The following is a 16,310-nucleotide window of genomic DNA, read 5'->3' as shown; positions in this document are numbered from 1 at the left end:
CAGAAACAAGGGTTATGAATTTTGAAGCCAGCGAGAAATCCAGGGAACTGCAGGAGCGGTTGGGCCGCTTCCTGGAAATGCATGTCCTCCCGGTAGATGCGGAGGTGGAAGCCTTCCACCGCGACCCCGCCAACCTCTGGAAAAAGTGGCCCGGGCTGGAGGCCCTGAAAGCCGCTGCCAGGGAAGCGGGGCTCTGGAACCTCTTCCTGCCCCTCGACTATGGCGAATTCAGCCCCGGGCTGACCAACCTGGAATACGCCCCCCTGGCCGAGCTGATGGGGCGTACGCGCTGGGCTTCGGAAGTCTTTAACTGCAGCCCGCCCGATACCGGGAACATGGAAGTACTCGCGCGGTACGGGAGCCCGGGGCAGCAGGAAGCCTGGCTCGCCCCCCTGCTGGAAGGGAAGATCCGGTCGGCCTTCCTGATGACCGAACCCGGGGTGGCCTCTTCGGACGCGACCAATATGGAGACCTCCATCACCGCGGATGGGGGCGACTACCTGGTCACCGGGCGAAAATGGTGGTCTTCCGGGGCCATGGACCCCGACTGCAAAATTGCCATCGTAATGGGCAAGACCGATTTCGGGGCGCCCCGGCACCAGCAGCACAGCATGGTGCTGGTACCCATGGACGCACCGGGCCTGACCATCATCAGGCCCCTCAGTGTTTTCGGGTACCTCGACTCCCCGGAAGGACATGCCGAAATTGTCCTGGAATCGGTGCGCGTGCCCAAGGCAAACCTGATTTTGGGCGAAGGCAGGGGGTTTGAAATCGCCCAGGGCCGCCTGGGCCCGGGCCGCATCCACCACTGCATGCGCCTGATCGGCATGGCCCAGCGCGCCCTGGAGCTGATGTCGGAGCGCGCCATTTCGCGCAGCCCGTTTGGCCGGACGCTGGACACCTATTCGAGCATCCGGCAGGAGGTCGCCCGCTCGGCCTGCGAAATCGAACAGGCCCGGCTGCTGGTGCTCAGCGCCGCGGACAAAATCGACCGCGTGGGCAGCAAAGGGGCCAGGGACCTGATTGCCATGATCAAGATCGTAGTCCCCTCCATGGCCTGCACGGTGATTGACCGCGCCATTCAGATTATGGGTGGCCTGGGCGTGAGCGCCGACACGCCCCTGGCCCATTATTACGCCGCCGCCCGGAGTTTGCGCCTGGCAGACGGGCCCGACGAGGTCCACATGAGCCAGCTCGGGAAAGCCACGATCCGAAAATACACCGCAGCCCATGATTGAAGACCCGTCCACCCGCCCGGTGCGGCCCGGGGAAGAATTGCCCGAAGCCCCATTGAGGAAATTCCTGTTGGGGGCAGGGTTGCTCCGGGATGCCGACAGCCCGCTGGAGGTGCGTCAGTTTAAGAACGGGTATTCGAACCTCACGTACCTGCTGGAATTCGAGGGGAAGCAATATGTGCTTCGCCGCCCGCCGGTGGCCGCCCCGAAACGGGGCCACGATATGGGGAGGGAATACGAAGTGCTCCAAAAGCTCCACCCGGTGTTCCCACAAACGCCGGAAGTTTATGTGTTTTCAGACGACCCGCAGGTACTGGGCGCCCCCTTTTACCTCATGGAAAAGGTGGATGGGATTATCCTTTCCGCCAGGGAGGCACAACAGAGGAACCTGGCCCCGGAAGCATTTGAAACCATTGCAAACACCTGGCTCGACACCTTCGCGGCCCTCCACCAGATCGATTACCGGGAGGCTGGCCTGGAAACCCTGGGCCGGCCGGAAGGCTACGTGGAACGGCAGGTGACCAACTGGGGGAAGCAATACCTGGCCGCCGCCACGGATACCGTCCCCTCCGCGGAAAAGGTGATGGCCTGGATGCAGGCGCACCAGCCCAAAACCTACCAGCACAGCCTGATCCACAACGACTACAAATACGACAACCTCGTGTTTGCCGACACCACCTGGACTGCCGTAGCAGCCATCCTCGACTGGGAAATGTGTACCCTGGGCGACCCCCTGATGGACCTGGGGACCTCCCTGGGGTACTGGACCACGGCCTCAGACCCGGAGTTTATGAAACTGGGGCTGCCCTCCCCCACCGTCCTGCCAGGGAACCCGCGTCGCTCTGAGGTGGTGGAGGCCTATGCCGCCAAAAGCGGCCGGGACGTTGCCCACCTCACCTTTTATTACGCCTACGGCCTCTTTAAGGTGGCGGTGATCGCCCAGCAGATCTATTTCCGGTATGTGCACGGCCATACGGCCGACCCCCGGTTTGCAACATTGAACAAGGCCTCGGCCCTTTGCTGCGACGCGGCATGGAGGGCCATTGAAAAAAACCAGATAGACGATTTACACTAATGGACCTGAAAAACAAAACCGTACTGATCACAGGGGCGGCCAGCGGCATCGGGGCGGCCACGGCCCGGCACATGGCGGGCCTGGGGGCCCGCATCGCCGCATCGGATATCGATGTGGGGGCCCTGGAAGCCCTGGTGGGGGAACTGAACGCCTCTGGCGGCACAGCCTTTGCACAGGCCGTGGATGTTACCCGGAGCGACCAGGTAGACGCCTTTTTCGACGCGGCCGCGCAGGCCTACGGCAGCATCGACATTGTGGTCAGCAATGCGGGCATCGGGGGGAAGGAGCAGCGCAAGACCGCCGAACACACCCACGACGACTGGCACAACGTGATCGCCGTGAACCAGACGGGCGTCTTCTACACCATGCAGGCCGCCTTGCGGCAGATGATGGCACAGGGCCATGGCTCCATCGTAAACGTCGCCTCCCTGGCCGGCCTGAAGCCCTCGGGGTACAACCTCTCATACAGCGCCAGCAAATTTGCGGTGATCGGGATGACCAAATCGGCGGCCCTGGAATACGGGCGCGACAACATCCGCATTAACGCCGTCTGCCCCGGCTATACAAAAACCCCCCTGCTCGACCGGCTGCTGGGCTTCCGCCCCGAGATGGAGGAAACCCTCAGGCGGCTCATCCCCATGGACCGTTTCGGGGAAGCCGGAGAAATTGCCGAAGCCATCGCCTGGCTCGCCTCCGACCAGGCCAAATTCATCACAGGGCAAACCCTGGTCCTCGACGGGGGGACCTCCCTGATTTAACCTTAACACAGAACTCCCATGCAGACCCTGAAGCGCATCGACCACCCCGGCTACACCATCCTCCAAATGGACCGGGGAAAGGTAAACGCCCTCAATGCCGCCATGGTCACAGAGCTCCGGGAGGCCTTCCGCGTCCTGGAAAGCGACCCTTCGGTACGGGGGGTGATCCTGGCCGGGAAGCCCCACTATTTTTCCGCCGGGCTCGACCTGATCGAACTCATCGGGTACGACCCGCAGCAGATCTCCGATTTCTTTGAAGCCTTTGGCGCCCTGTACGTGCAGTTGGCCCGATTCCCAAAACCCCTGATCTCCGCCATCACCGGCCACTCCCCGGCCGGGGGGTGCGTTTTGGCCATTGCCTGCGATAACCGCTATATGGCCGAGGGGGATGCCTATACCATCGGGTTGAATGAAGTGGCAGTCAACATACAGATCTCCCAAAACCTCATCGAAGCCTATGCCTTCTGGATGGGCGAAGGCCTGGCGAGCCGTTACCTCCTGGAAGGGAAATTGCTCTCCGGCCCGGAGGCCCTGTCGGCCGGGCTGGTAGATGCGCTGGTGCCCCTGGAAGGCGTCCTGGAGCGGGCAGAAACCCAGATGCAGCTGTATCTGAAGGCCGACCCGGAAATCTGGGCAAACACCAAAAAGAAGGTGCGAAAAGCCTGGCTCGACCGGCTCGACCCCGATGCCTCCCTGTCCCTTAAAGAAGCCGCCGCCCTCTGGTGGAAACCCGAAATCCGCAGGAAGATGGAGGCCTATGTACAAAGTTTTTCAAACAAAAAGAACACATGACAAAAATGAATAAACAACTCCTGTTCGTAAAGCGCCCCGCGGGGGCCGCAGACGCCGGTACCTGGTCTTTGGAAACCGCCCCGATCCCCGAAATTTCAGAGGGGCAAATGCTGATCCGCCAGCACTACGTCTCCCTCGACCCGGCCATGCGCGGGTGGATGAATGAAGGCAAATCGTATATCGAGCCCATGGCGCTCGGGTCGGTCATGCGCGCCGGTTCGGTTGGGGAGGTCGTGGCCGTGAAAAACCTGCCGGGGTTTGCCGTTGGCGATTTTGTCGCCGGCGGGGGGGGCGTACAGCAATACGCGGTCGCCGACGGAAAAGGCTGGCATAAAGTAGACCCTGCTTTTGCACCCCTGCCCACGTATTTGGGCACCCTGGGCATGCCCGGGATGACGGCCTATTTCGGCATCCTCGAGGTGGGTAAAATAAAGGAAGGCGATGTGGTGGTGGTTTCCGGGGCGGCCGGGGCCGTGGGCAGCGTTGTCGGGCAAATCGCCAAAATAAAGGGGTGCACGGTTACGGGGATTGCCGGAGGCCCCGACAAGTGCCGCTATTTGGTGGAGGAACTCGGGTTCGACCACGCCATCGACTACAAGAACGAGGACGTGCGGGAGCGGCTGAAGGAAACCTGCCCTAAGGGCATCGATGTGTATTTTGACAATGTGGGCGTGCCCATCCTCGACTACGCCCTGGCCCGCCTGCGCAAGCACGCCCGGGTGGTGATCTGCGGGGCCATTTCACAGTACAACAACAAAACGGCCGTCAAAGGCCCGTCCAATTATTTGTCCCTTTTGGTCAACCGCGCCACCATGCAGGGGATGGTCGTTTTTGACTGGGCCCACCGGTACGGCGAAGCTGCCCGGGAAATGGGCGGCTGGCTCGCTGCCGGCAAACTCAAAAGCCGCGAAAGCGTGTACGAGGGGATCGAAAACTTCCCGGAGACCTTCAACCGGCTGTTTACCGGCGATAAAATGGGGAAACTGGTGCTGAAAGTACTCGATGAATAAGCCGCTATGAAAGCCATTCGATGCAATGCATACGGCCCCCCTTCGGGCCTGGTCCTGGAAACTGTGGCCGACCTCCGGCCCGGGGAAAACGAGGTGTTGGTGCAGGTAAAGGCCTGCGGGATCAATTTTCCCGACACCCTCATCATCCGGGGTTTGTACCAGATTAAGCCGGAGCTCCCCTTCACCCCCGGCAGCGACGTGGCGGGTGTGGTCAGGGCCGTTGGGGCCGGGGTACGGCACGTAGGGCCGGGGGACGCCGTGATTGGGTTTGTGGCCCATGGCGGCCTGGCGGAGGAAGTGCTCGTCCCGGCCGGGGCGTGCTTTCCAAAGCCCCCGGAGATGGATTTCCCAGTGGCCGCTTCCTTTATGATGGCCTACGGCACCGCCTACCACGCCCTGAAAGACCGCGGGCACCTGAAACCGGGGGAAACCCTGCTGGTGCTGGGCGCTTCGGGAGGGGTGGGCCTGGCCGCCGTGGAACTCGGCAAACGCATGGGCGCCACGGTGATCGCCGCCGCCTCCACCCCCGAAAAGCTCGCCCTTTGCAGGGAATACGGGGCCGACCATACCGTGCAATACACCGAAACCGACCTGAAAACGGCCCTTAAGGAACTCACGGGGTCCAGGGGCGTGGACGTGGTCCTCGACCCGGTGGGCGGCCCGTACAGCGAGCCCGCGTTCCGGGCCATCGCCTGGGGCGGGCGGCTGCTGGTCGTAGGGTTTGCCGCCGGGGAAATCCCGAAAATCCCCCTGAACCTGCCCCTGCTCAAAGGGGCTTCCCTGGTGGGGGTGTTCTGGGGACAATTTGCCATGACCCACCCCGGGGAAAACCTCGCCAACACCAGGGAGTTGATGGCCTGGTATGCCGGTGGGAAGCTTTCGCCCCACCTCCACGAGGTATTCGCCCTGGAAGACGCGCCCAAAGCCATTGAAGCGCTGATGCAGCGGGAAGTTAAGGGGAAGGTCGTAGTACAGGTGGGCTGAACCCCGCCCCGGACCGATCAAATAAAAAAGCAACGTAAACAGAACTATTGCCTATGAGACTCAAAGACAAAATTGCCGTGGTGACCGGGGGGGCCCGGGGCATCGGGCAGGCCATTGCCGAACTTTTCGCCCGGGAAGGCGCCACGGTCATCGTAATGGACCTGCTGCCCGAGGGCCGGCAGGTGGCCGAAGGGATCCGCAAGGCCGGGGGCACCGCGGAATTCCATTCGGTTTCGGTAACCGACCGGGCGGGGGTGGAGGCGCTTTTTAAGCACGTCCACCAAACCTATGGCCGCCTCGACATCCTGATCAACAATGCGGGCATTACCCGCGACCGGACCCTCGAAAAAATGAGCGAGGAAGAATGGGACGCCGTGGTGGACGTGAATTTAAAAGGGGTCTTTACCTGCACCCAGGCGGCTGTGCCCTACATGAAGGCCCAGCAGTATGGCCGCATCGTAAGCGCGGCCTCCAATGTGGGCCTGAGGGGGAACTTCGGGCAGACGAATTATGCGGCCACCAAAGCCGGGGTTATCGCCATGGCCAAGACCTGGACCATGGAACTCGGCAAATATGGCATCACAGCCAATGCCGTGGCCCCCGGGTTCACCATGACTGAAATGGTGCAGCAGATCCCCGAGGCGCATTTCGAGGCGATCAAAAAAGCGATCCCCCTGGGGACCGTTGCCCAGCCCATCGATATCGCCTACGGCTACCTGTACCTCGCCTCCGATGAGGCGCGGTTTGTTTCCGGCATATGCCTGACCATTGACGGGGGAACCGCACGTTAAACCAGGGAGATGGCAAAATTACAGCTACATGACTTTAGCGCCCTTCGTGCCCTGGAAGGCAAAGACCTCCCGGAAGGCGACTGGGTGGCGGTGACACAGGCAATGATCGACGCCTTTGCCCGGGCCACCGGCGACGATCAGTGGATCCATACCGATGCGGAAAAAGCCCGGCTGCATTCCCCCTTCGGGACTACCGTGGCCCACGGGTTCCTAACCCTTTCCCTCCTGTCGGGCCTGCTGGGCGACCTGATTGCGGTGGAATCTGCCACTATGGGCGTCAATTACGGCCTGAACAAGGTGCGCTTCCCCAGCCCGGTGCCCTCGGGGAGCCGGGTCCGCTTACGGGCCCGGGTGGCCGGGGTGGAACCTTACGGGGAGGAAGGGGTCAGGGTCACCTGGAATTGCATCCTGGAGTTGGAGCACAGCCCCAAGCCTGCCTGTGTGGCTGAATTTGTGAGCCTGATGTTTGCAGGGGGGCAGAGAGATTCAATTTAATTGTATCTTAAAAACCGCTAAAAACCAACTCCTTATGACCCGCCTTTTCGATTTGCTCTACCACCAGCAGGAAAACCTGCCCCTCACCAAAGCCGTAAGTGCCCGAAACGGCGACGGCAACTGGGTTTCCTACAGTTCCCTCGATGTGCAGACTGCAGCGGAACAGGCTGCCGCGGGCCTGTTGAAATCGGGGTTGAAGCCGGGCGACACCGTGGCCCTGGTGGCCTACAAAAACCGGCCGGAATGGCTGGTGATGGACTTCGCCATCCAGATGGCCGGGCTTATCAGCATCCCGCTTTACCCTACCATCAGTACGGGGGAATACGAGTATATCCTCAATGAAGCGGAGGTAAAAATGGCCTTCTGCGGGGGGCTCGACCTGTATGACAAACTCTCCGCAGCCCAAAAGAATACCCCCTCGCTGGCCAAAATCTACACCTTCGACCCCCAGCCAGACCGGCCCTTCTGGAAGGACATTTTTGACCCCGGGGGCACCGCGGCGCTGAAACCTGTTATGGATGCCATTAAGGCCGACGACCTGGCCACCATTATCTATACCTCAGGGACCACCGGGAACCCCAAAGGGGTGATGCTCACCCATGCCAACATTATGTTTGTGGTGCTGAAAACCGCCGACCTGTTGGCTATAGAAGCCGGTGAAAAAGCGCTCAGCTTCCTGCCCATGTGCCACATTTACGAACGGGCCGTTTCTTTTGTGTATTTCTACAAAGGGGTCTCCGTCTATTATTGCGGCACCGACAACCTCAGCGGCCCGGAGGGCGACCTGGCCTCCGTGCAGCCCGTGGCCTTTACCACGGTCCCCCGCCTGCTGGAAAAAATCTATGAGGCCATCTACAACAAAGGGCTTGCCCTGGAAGGCGTCAAACGAAAGCTGTTCTTCTGGGCCCTCAGCCTCACCGACGACTACGCCCCTGACCAGAAACGCTCCTTTGTGGAAGGCCTGAAATGGAAGGTGGCAGACCGGCTGATTTTCAGCAAATGGCGGGCTGCCCTGGGGGGGAATGTCCGGATGGTGGTCACCGGGGCCGCCCCGTGCCCGGTAAAAATCCTGAAGGTATTTTGCGGGGCCGGCATCAACATCAAAGAGGCTTACGGCCTTACCGAAACGGCGCCCACCCTAACCGGAAACCGGATGGAGCCCCACGGCACCCTGCTGGGCACCGTCGGGTGTGTGGTGGACGGTGTGGAGCTGCAGATCGACAGTTCTTCAGGGGAGTACCGGGAAGGGGAGGGGGAAATCCTCGCCCATGGGCCGAATATTATGCTCGGCTACTACAAAAAACCCGAAGCCACCGCGGAAGTCTTTAAGGAAATCGACGGGAAAACCTGGTTTTGCACCGGCGATATCGGCAGGTTTGTGACGGGCACGGATGGCAGGCAATTCCTGAAAATCACGGACCGCAAAAAGGAGCTCCTGAAGACCTCCGGCGGCAAATACGTGGCCCCCGCCCCCATTGAAAACCGGTTCCGGGAGGACTTCCTGGTGGAACAGATCATGGTAGTCGGGGAACAACAGAAGTTTGTTTCGGCCCTGATCGTCCCGGCAGAGGAAGCCCTCAAAAACTGGTGCGAGCACAAGGGCATCCCCTGGACGAGCCTCCCGGAGATGATCGAACACAAAAAGGTGGTTTCAAAGTACCAGAAAATCGTCGACCGCCTCAACCCGGAATTCTCCCATATCGAACAGATCAAGAAATTCCGTCTGGTGCCCAATCCCTGGCTGCCCATCCACCAGGACGGGTCCGAAGCGGAACTGACCCCCACCTTAAAGCTCAAAAGGCGGGTAATCCGTAGGAAGTTCGAAAAGGAAATTGCCGCGATTTACGCCTGACCCGCGTAACTTTTTTAAGTCGCGCCCGACGAACAATGTTAAAGTTTCCCTATCTTGACCAGGCAAACCCCCTGATATTCCGGGCATAACCCTGCCCCCTTCACCCATTTAAAACAACGCTGAACCATGCAACTAACCATCCAGAATCTATCCAAAACCTATTCCAACGGGGTCCAGGCCCTTCGGGACGTGTCCCTGAATATCCCCCAGGGGATGTTTGGCCTGCTCGGCCCCAACGGGGCCGGGAAATCAACCCTGATGCGCACCATCGCCACCCTCCAGGATGCCGACTCCGGCTCCATTACCCTAGATGGCATCGACGTGCTCCAGGACAAACAGGCCGTTCGGGAATGCCTGGGCTACCTCCCCCAGGATTTCGGGCTTTATCCCCGGATCAACGCCGAGACCATGCTCAACCACATCGCCCAGATGAAGGGGATCGGCAACGCCAGGGAGCGCAAAGACCTGGTGTCGTTCCTGCTGAACCGGGTAAACCTCTACAAAGACCGAAAAAAAGCCCTGGGGACCTATTCCGGTGGTATGCGGCAGCGCTTCGGCATTGCCCAGGCCCTGGTGGGCAGCCCCCGCCTGATTATCGTGGATGAGCCTACTGCAGGCCTCGACCCCTCCGAAAGGAACCGGTTCTACAACCTGCTATCGGAAATCGGGGAGAACACCATTGTGATCCTCTCCACCCACATCGTTGAGGATGTCAATACGCTTTGCTCCAACATGGCGATCATCTGCATGGGCGAAGTGCTGATGCAGGGCAAGCCCCACGACGGCCTGGCGGAGGTAAGCGGCCGGATCTTCCAGAAGGCCATCGAAAAAACCGACCTGGACCATTACCGGGAAGAGTACAATGTGATCTCCACCAAACTCATCGAAGGGAAGCTCAGCCTGCGCGTGGAAAGCGATACGGCTCCCGGCAACGGGTTCGAACCCGCCGCGGCCGAACTGGAGGACGTCTACTTCAGCTATATTTCAAAGAAAGTAGATCCCATCACCATATAACCCGCCGCCATGTTTAAGGACATTTTCATTTTCGAGCTTAAGTACCGCTTCCGCCGGCCGGCCACCTGGATCTATTTCCTGCTGCTGACCATTGTGCCCATGCTCCTGATCGGGTTCGGGAACACCCCGGCTTCGGAAAAAGTGTTTCACAACGCCCCCGTTGTGATTGCCGAGCTCCTGCTCCTGATTTCGATTTTCGGGATCCTGATCGCCTCCGCCGTCATGGGGGTGCCCCTGTACCGCGACCTGGAACACAAAACGGGCACCTTCCTATTCAGCTACCCCATCACCAAAACCGCATACTTTATGGGGCGGTTCTGGGGATCCTTCGCAACCTTGATGTTCATTTCCAGCGGGGCCCTGCTGGGCATCCTGCTGGGGAGCCTCCTGGGGCCGGTTTTCGGCACCGAGGCAGGGCGCTACGGACCCAACCTGCTGATGAATTACCTCTATCCCTGGGCCACCCTTCTGGTACCCAACCTGTGGCTGGCGGGGTCACTGTTTTTCGCGCTCATCGTGTTTACCCGCAACATCCGCTCCATCTATTCGGGGGGCATTGTGATCTTTATCGGGTATTTGCTGGCCAATTTCCTGGCCCAGGACATCGAAAACAAAGACCTGGTGCAGCTGATCGACCCGTTCGGGCTGAACACCTTCGACTTCCAGACCCGCTACCTGACCCCGTATGAGAAAAACTCCTTTTTCCTCCCCCTGGAAGGCAACCTGCTCTGGAACCGCCTGCTCTGGTTCGGCATAGGCCTTGCCTTCTTCATCGCGGCCTACCTGCGGTTCAACTTCTCGTATTTCTTCATGGCCGACCGCAAGGCGAAAAAAACAAAAAAACAACCGGAAGCCGAAGGCGAATGGACCCCGGTGGCCCCGGTGGCCGATTTTTCAAAAGGCTACCAGTGGTCGAGCCTGCGTACCCTGGCCCGCATCGAGGTGCAAAACGTGCTTAAGGACATTTATTTCCGGTCCATCCTGTTAGGCGGTCTCATCTTCCTGATCCTGGACTTCTGGATCGGGTTTACCCTCTACAGCGTCCCGAATTTCCCGTCCACCTCCTTTTTGATGCAGTACAAGACATTTGATTACAACCTCTTTGTCTTTATCATCATCGTGTTCTTTACGGGGGAAAGCCTGCACCGCGACAAGGCCACCGGGTACTCCATCATCAACGATACCTTCCCGGTGCGCGACTGGGTGGTGATCGCCTCCAAGTTTATCGGCATGGCTGCCATCTGCGTGGCCCTGACGACCCTGCCCATTGTGGTAGGGGTGATCATACAGACCCTCAAAGGCTACTTCGATTACGATTTCGGGGTGTACCTGACTGACTCGTACCTGATATCGCTGCCCGATTACCTGCAGATGACCATGCTGGTCTTTGCGGTGCATTTGGTGGTGAACAACAAATTCGCCGGCCACGCCGCCGCCATCGGAATCTGGCTGGTGATCCTGATCCTGCAGAATTTTGCCGATTACAACTTCAACCTGTTCTTTTTCAGCTACAAGCCCGGCTACACCTGGAGCGACATGAACGGGCTGGGGCACTTTGGCACCTCCCTGTTCTGGTACAACCTGTACTGGACGGCCTGGGGCCTTTTCCTGGTCCTGTTCTTCAGCGTGTTTTTCAGCCGGGGCAGCGAAAACACCTTCAAAAGCCGCTGGAATACGGCCAGGAAACGGTTTATGGGGGCGCCCCAGAAAGTCGCCCTGGTCTTCCTGGCCATCGCCCTGGCATCCGGGGCCTACATCTTCCAGAATGTGGTGTACAAAAGGACCTACCTGACCCCGGACGAAAGCGAGCAGCGGCAGGCCGATTACGAAAAGCAGCTCAAGAAATACGAAGGCATCCCCCAGCCCAAATACACGGCCATCTCCATTGGGGCCGACCTGTACCCCATGGAGCGGAGGGCCGAATTTCGGGCGAAGGTCGACCTGGTGAACAAAACGGAAGTACCCATCGATTCCATCCATTTCAATTCCACTGCCCTGACCGATTTCCAGGTGCTGCTGGGGGGCGACACCCTGCCCTACCGGTTCCCGTTGCAGTACGCCCCGCCCAAATTCCAGGTCTTCGGGAAGAAGCCGGAGCGGGAATGGTACCGGATCACTGCCCTGCCCAAACCGATGATGCCGGGCGACACGCTCCGCCTGACCATCGTGGCGAGGGCTTCCAATGAGGGGTTCCCGAACTCGGGCTACGACCGGGAACTGGTCTACAACGGCTCCTTCTTCAGCGGGGGCATCCCCGATATCGGCTATAACCCCCAGGGGGAAATCAATTCCGATGAAGACCGCCGCAAATACGGCCTCCCCGAGAAACCCGAGGACCTGCCGCCCCACGACGACCCCCAGGGGCGCCGTACCCTGCTCTTTGCCGATGAGGCCGATTTTATCGCCTTTGAAGCCGTGGTAAGTACCGTGCCTTCCCAGATTGCGGTGGCACCGGGATACCTGCAGCGCGAGTGGGAAGAAGACGGCCGCCGGTACTTCCACTACATCCAGGATACGCCCATTCAATCGTTCTTTACCTTTGTATCGGCTGAGTACGACGTGCTGCGCGACGAGGCCGTTTTGCCGGACGGGCAAAAAGTGGCCATCGAGATTTTCCACCACCCGGAGCACACCTATAACCTTGACCGGTTCCTGCAGTCGTACAAGGACGGGCTGACGTATTTTTCCGAGACTTATGGCAACTTCCAGTTCCGCCAGATGCGCCTGCTGGAATTCCCGCGCTATGCGGGCTTTGCCCAGTCTTTCCCCAACACCGTGCCGTTTTCGGAGAGCTTTGGGTGGGTGGCTGATTTTTCGGACCCCAACGACTTCGATTACGTGTACTACGTGACCGCCCACGAGCTGGCCCACCAGTGGTGGGGCCACCAGATTACCCCCAACTACACCCGGGGGTCGAACCTGATCTCCGAGGCCCTGGCCGAATTTTCGGCCCTCATCCTCTCGGAACGGCGGTATGGGAAAGACAACATGAAGCGCTTTTTGAAGGACGAGCTCGACGACTACCTTCGGGGCCGGTCCAACGAGGGGAAGAAAGAAAACGTCTTTATCAACTGCAACCGCCCCTACCAGTGGTATAACAAGGGCAGCCTCATCCTGTACGGCCTCAGGGACCTCATCGGGGAACAGGCCATGGATTCGGCCCTGTACAGCTTCAACCGGGAATTCGGCCTGAAGCTCCACCCGCCCTTTCCGGGCAGTTCGGACCTGTACCGGCACCTAAAGGCCGCCACCCCCGACAGCCTGCAGTACTACCTCGACGACACCTGGAACAAAATCACCCTGTACGACAACCGGGCGGAAGCCGTGGAGGTGAAAAAGCTGGGCGAGGAGCATTACGAGCTTACCCTGAAGGTGCGCTCGCAGAAGTTGTATGCCGACGAAACCGGGAAGGAAGATGATGCTTCATATGAGGCCGACTGGGTCGACATTGGGGTGTTTGCCGCCGAAGACCTGGACGAAAACGGCCGCACCCGGGTAAACCCGCTGTACCTGCAGAAGCACCGCATCCCGCCAGGGCAGTCCACCATCACCATACAGGTGAAGGGCCTCCCGGTAAAGGCGGGCATCGACCCGTACAACAAGCTGATCGACCGCATCCCCGACGACAATACGACGGATGTGGAAGCAGGATAAGGGTTGTGCCTGATGGTCCATAATTTAGTACCTTGTGGTGCCGGCAGCCGGGCGGCGGGGTTCCTGTAACCCCGGCCGGCCCGTTGCACCCGGAACCAGTTGCTGAACGCAGATGAAACTGATAAAGGAACTCCAAAGGCGGAACGTGTTTAAAGGGGCGCTGGCCTACGTGGTGTTTTCCTGGCTCCTCCTGCAGATCGTTTCCATTATATTCCCGATCCTGCAGATCGCCATGGCCTACCAGCGGTGGGTGTTTATCGCCCTGCTGATCGGTTTTCCGATCTGGTTGGTTATTTCGTGGATCTATGAATGGACCCCTGAGGGGATCCGGACCACTGCGGACGCGAAAGACGCCGAACAGGCCCCCCCGCAGGCCAAAACCCGCTCTACCCGCTACATCATTTTCGGGTTGACCCTGGCGTTGGCCCTCCTCCTGGCCGACAAGGCCTTTAACCTTACCGGCTCCGTGGACGGGGAAAGCGGGAAACTGAGCACTATTGCCGTGCTCCCCTTTACCCACCAGAGCGCCTCGGAGGAAGACACCTTTTTTACCGAAGGGGTGCACGAAGACCTGATGACGCGCCTGGCCGGGGTAAAAGAGTTCCGGATCATGTCAAAATCGTCGGTGCTGCCCTACCGCGACTACGAGGGGGACCTCAAAGACGTGGGCCGCAAGCTGAATGCCGACTTCATCATGCAGGGGTCGGTACGACGGTGGCAGGATCAGATCCGCATCAGCATCCAGTTTATTGAAAGCCAGACCGACCAGGTGGTTTGGTCGCACGAATACAACGGCCGCCTCGAGAACCTCTTTGCCCTGCAGGCCGATATCGCCACGGTGATTTCCGAAAAGCTGCAGGCCAACCTTTCCCTCGATGAAGCCAGGGAACTGGAAGCGGCCCCCACGGAGAACCTGGCGGCCTATGACGACTACCTGAAGGCCCGCAACCTGCTCAACCAGCCCCGGGCCAGCTACGAAGACATTACCTCATCCATCGCCCTGCTCGAAAAGGCGGTACGGGCCGATCCAGGGTTCGTAAAGGCCTGGGCGCTGCTGGTTACCGCCAATGGGGGCGCCTACAACCAACTCTCCAAGCTGGAGGGGCAGGAGGCCCGGATGCAGGAAGTGCGGGAGGCCGCCGAACTGGCCCTGCAAAAAGCCAAAAGCCTGGCCCCCTCGAGCTGGGACGTGCTGAGCGAGGAAGGGGTGTACTACATGCTTATCGAAAAGGACCCGCTCAGGGCCCTGAAGGCTTTTGAGCAAGCCCTGGAACAAAACCCCAGCGACGTGCTTACCATGCGGAACCTCTCGCAGCTGTACGTTTCCTTCGGGGAGCTCGACAAAGCCCAGGACATCCTGGAACGCGCCTTTAAACTCACCCAGACCAACGGCTTTATCAGCTATGGCCTGAGCTTTGTCTATGAACTAAAGGGCGAATACGCCAAAATGGTGCCCTTCCTGGAGCGCCTGGCCGAATTGTATCCCGAACAGAAACACTACCTGGTGGAAGCCGCCTACTACAAGTTCCTGGAATCGGGGTCGCAGGAAGCCTTCGAGGCCTTCCGGCAGCGCGTGGAAACGAGCAACGCTGAAAACCCCTGGGACGAGCGGGCCATCAAGAACATGGAAATGACCGTGGCCATGTTCTCCGGGGAGTTTGACGCCTACCACCGCGACTGGAAGGGCAAGCACCAGGCGCATATCGCAGACCACGGAGACTGGATGTGCCCCCTGGTGGCCAACGACTTCATCAACCAGTCGAGGTTGCTGCTCGAACACCAGCAGGAAGGCGAAGCCGCGGCCATCCTGGAGGAGGTGCGCAACATCGTCCTGAAGCCCATCAACCCTAACTCGGTTTGCGTGTTTAACCCCCAGGTGTACCTGCCCAAGGTCGATTTCCTCTCCGGGGAACCCGAAGTGGCCGCCCAAAAGATCGAGGCCCTGGCCCTGCCCGTGCTGCAGAACGAAAGCTTCCCCCTGGGCGCCGTGGAACGCTCGGTCCTGTTGCAGGCGGTGGACCTCATCCTCCCGGAAAAGGTGTACTACTACTACGAGCAGGTAGTGAAACAGACCATTTCCATGACGAGCTTCGAATCGATCTGCGCCGACCCCTGGAACTACCCGAACCTGATGAAAGATCCCCGCTTTATCGCCGAAATCCGGCAAGACGGCCGCTTTGTGGACTTCCTGCAGGCGAATGGGTTTTTGTGAGGTAATAATGCCGTGTCATTTCGAAGGAAGTCCCGATCCCGATAGCTATCGGGACGACTGAGTGAGAAACCTCATCTAAAATGACCGCACACCATTAAAGAGATTTCTCACCCCTCCTACGTCGGGGTTCGAAATGACATTTCCACGGAAATGTCATTTCGAAGGAGTGCAGCGACTGAGAAATCTCCTCAAGGAAGACCTGCACACCATTTATGAGATTTCTCACCTTCGCTCCGCTCGGTTCGAAATGACATTTACATGGAATTGTCAACTTCCCCCAATAACCCGTATCTTGTGGCAACCTAAAGACCCAACCCCCTTGTTCCGTTTCTTCCGCACCCTGCGCCAACGCCTGCTTGCCGAAAATAAGATCAACCGATACCTGCTGTATGCCTTCGGGGAGATCGTGCTGGTGGTGATCGGGATTTTGATTGCCCT

General features: G+C 59.4%; 12 protein-coding genes. All 12 read left to right on the top strand.

The genetic code is table 11. The features are described from left to right. Positions 1–14 precede the first annotated feature (14 nt). The 12 genes from NG653_RS14240 (at position 15) to NG653_RS14185 (ending at position 15,872) form a co-directional block, all read left to right on the top strand. Positions 15–1,238: an acyl-CoA dehydrogenase family protein gene (locus NG653_RS14240; protein WP_252742392.1), complete on the top strand. Its 1,224-nt coding sequence runs from the start codon at positions 15–17 to the stop codon at positions 1,236–1,238. Beyond that, positions 1,231–2,310 (top strand): phosphotransferase family protein, encoded by a 1,080-nt coding sequence (locus NG653_RS14235; protein ID WP_252742391.1) that lies wholly within the window; start codon positions 1,231–1,233, stop codon positions 2,308–2,310. Before NG653_RS14240 ends, NG653_RS14235 begins: the two co-directional genes overlap by 8 nt. Then, positions 2,310–3,068, top strand: a complete 759-nt coding sequence (locus NG653_RS14230; RefSeq protein ID WP_252742390.1) for an SDR family NAD(P)-dependent oxidoreductase — start codon at positions 2,310–2,312, stop codon at positions 3,066–3,068. Before NG653_RS14235 ends, NG653_RS14230 begins: the two co-directional genes overlap by 1 nt. A gap of 18 nt (positions 3,069–3,086) precedes the next feature. Further along, a complete protein-coding gene (locus NG653_RS14225; RefSeq protein ID WP_252742389.1) occupies positions 3,087–3,860 on the top strand; it encodes an enoyl-CoA hydratase/isomerase family protein in 774 nt (257 codons plus the stop codon). 5 nt (positions 3,861–3,865) lie between these two features. After that, positions 3,866–4,870, top strand: a complete 1,005-nt coding sequence (locus NG653_RS14220) for an NADP-dependent oxidoreductase (RefSeq protein WP_252742388.1) — start codon at positions 3,866–3,868, stop codon at positions 4,868–4,870. A 6-nt stretch (positions 4,871–4,876) separates the two neighbouring features. Next, positions 4,877–5,854, top strand: a complete 978-nt coding sequence (locus NG653_RS14215; RefSeq protein ID WP_252742387.1) for an NADPH:quinone oxidoreductase family protein — start codon at positions 4,877–4,879, stop codon at positions 5,852–5,854. 53 nt (positions 5,855–5,907) lie between these two features. Beyond that, the gene (locus tag NG653_RS14210; RefSeq protein ID WP_252742386.1) at positions 5,908–6,645 is read left to right on the top strand and encodes an SDR family NAD(P)-dependent oxidoreductase; all 738 of its coding nucleotides are present in this window, start codon (positions 5,908–5,910) and stop codon (positions 6,643–6,645) included. A 9-nt stretch (positions 6,646–6,654) separates the two neighbouring features. Then, the gene (locus tag NG653_RS14205) at positions 6,655–7,140 is read left to right on the top strand and encodes a MaoC family dehydratase (protein WP_252742385.1); all 486 of its coding nucleotides are present in this window, start codon (positions 6,655–6,657) and stop codon (positions 7,138–7,140) included. 34 nt (positions 7,141–7,174) lie between these two features. Continuing rightward, positions 7,175–8,992 (top strand): AMP-dependent synthetase/ligase, encoded by a 1,818-nt coding sequence (locus NG653_RS14200; protein ID WP_252742384.1) that lies wholly within the window; start codon positions 7,175–7,177, stop codon positions 8,990–8,992. A 126-nt stretch (positions 8,993–9,118) separates the two neighbouring features. Continuing rightward, positions 9,119–10,006 carry an ABC transporter ATP-binding protein gene (locus NG653_RS14195; protein WP_252742383.1) on the top strand — a complete coding sequence of 296 codons (888 nt, stop codon included), beginning with the start codon at positions 9,119–9,121 and terminating at the stop codon, positions 10,004–10,006. A gap of 9 nt (positions 10,007–10,015) precedes the next feature. Then, positions 10,016–13,660, top strand: coding sequence for an ABC transporter permease/M1 family aminopeptidase (locus tag NG653_RS14190; RefSeq protein WP_252742382.1), 3,645 nt, complete (start codon positions 10,016–10,018; stop codon positions 13,658–13,660). Positions 13,661–13,772: 112 nt separating this feature from the next. Next, positions 13,773–15,872 carry a tetratricopeptide repeat protein gene (locus tag NG653_RS14185; RefSeq protein WP_252742381.1) on the top strand — a complete coding sequence of 700 codons (2,100 nt, stop codon included), beginning with the start codon at positions 13,773–13,775 and terminating at the stop codon, positions 15,870–15,872. The last annotated feature ends 438 nt before the right edge of the window (positions 15,873–16,310 follow it).

Origin of the sequence: Robiginitalea marina, from assembly GCF_024006985.1 — a bacterium.
GTDB classification, from domain to species: domain Bacteria; phylum Bacteroidota; class Bacteroidia; order Flavobacteriales; family Flavobacteriaceae; genus Robiginitalea; species Robiginitalea marina.
This window is presented reverse-complemented; position numbering and strand designations above follow the sequence as displayed.